Origin of the sequence: Parageobacillus sp. VR-IP (genome assembly GCF_013357975.1) — a bacterium.
Taxonomy (GTDB): domain Bacteria; phylum Bacillota; class Bacilli; order Bacillales; family Anoxybacillaceae; genus Saccharococcus; species Saccharococcus caldoxylosilyticus.
In genome coordinates, this window is the sequence record NZ_JABVYQ010000019.1 from 1 (window position 1) to 1275 (window position 1275).

1 rRNA gene (only partly in view) is annotated in these 1275 nt (G+C 57.7%); it reads right to left on the bottom strand.

The annotated features are described in order from the left end of the window. Positions 1–1275 (bottom strand): 23S ribosomal RNA (locus tag HT574_RS19615) (its annotated part continues 1526 nt past the right edge of the window); the annotation flags it as partial.

Consider the following 1275-nt stretch of genomic DNA (forward strand, 5'->3'; position numbering starts at 1 on the left):
ACGCGATGGGAAATCTCATCTTGAGGGGGGCTTCACGCTTAGATGCTTTCAGCGCTTATCCCTTCCGCACATAGCTACCCAGCGGTGCCCCTGGCGGGACAACTGGTACACCAGCGGTGCGTCCATCCCGGTCCTCTCGTACTAAGGACAGCTCCTCTCAAATTTCCTGCGCCCGCGACGGATAGGGACCGAACTGTCTCACGACGTTCTGAACCCAGCTCGCGTACCGCTTTAATGGGCGAACAGCCCAACCCTTGGGACCGACTACAGCCCCAGGATGCGATGAGCCGACATCGAGGTGCCAAACCTCCCCGTCGATGTGGACTCTTGGGGGAGATCAGCCTGTTATCCCCGGGGTAGCTTTTATCCGTTGAGCGATGGCCCTTCCATACGGAACCACCGGATCACTAAGCCCGACTTTCGTCCCTGCTCGACCTGTCCGTCTCGCAGTCAAGCTCCCTTGTGCCTTTGCACTCTCCGAATGATTTCCAACCATTCTGAGGGAACCTTTGGGCGCCTCCGTTACCTTTTGGGAGGCGACCGCCCCAGTCAAACTGCCCACCTGACACTGTCTCCCACCCCGATAAGGGGTGCGGGTTAGAATTTCAATACCGCCAGGGTGGTATCCCACCGGCGCCTCCACCGAAGCTGGCGCTCCGGCTTCCCAGGCTCCCACCTATCCTGTACAAGCGATACCAAAATTCCATATCAGGCTGCAGTAAAGCTCCACGGGGTCTTTCCGTCCTGTCGCGGGTAACCTGCATCTTCACAGGTAGTATGATTTCACCGGGTCTCTCGTTGAGACAGTGCCCAAGTCGTTACACCTTTCGTGCGGGTCGGAACTTACCCGACAAGGAATTTCGCTACCTTAGGACCGTTATAGTTACGGCCGCCGTTTACTGGGGCTTCGGTTCGCACCTTCGCTTTCGCTAAGCGCTCCCCTTAACCTTCCAGCACCGGGCAGGTGTCAGCCCCTATACTTCGCCTTTCGGCTTCGCAGAGACCTGTGTTTTTGATAAACAGTCGCTTGGGCCTTTTCACTGCGGCTCCCTCGGGCTCATCACCCAAGAGAGCACCCCTTCTCCCGAAGTTACGGGGTCATTTTGCCGAGTTCCTTAACGAGAGTTCTCCCGCGCACCTTAGGATTCTCTCCTCGCCTACCTGTGTCGGTTTGCGGTACGGGCACCTCTCACCTCGCTAGAGGCTTTTCTTGGCAGTGTAGGATCGGGGACTTCGGGACCGATGGTCCCTTCGCCATCACGGCTCAGCCTTTGC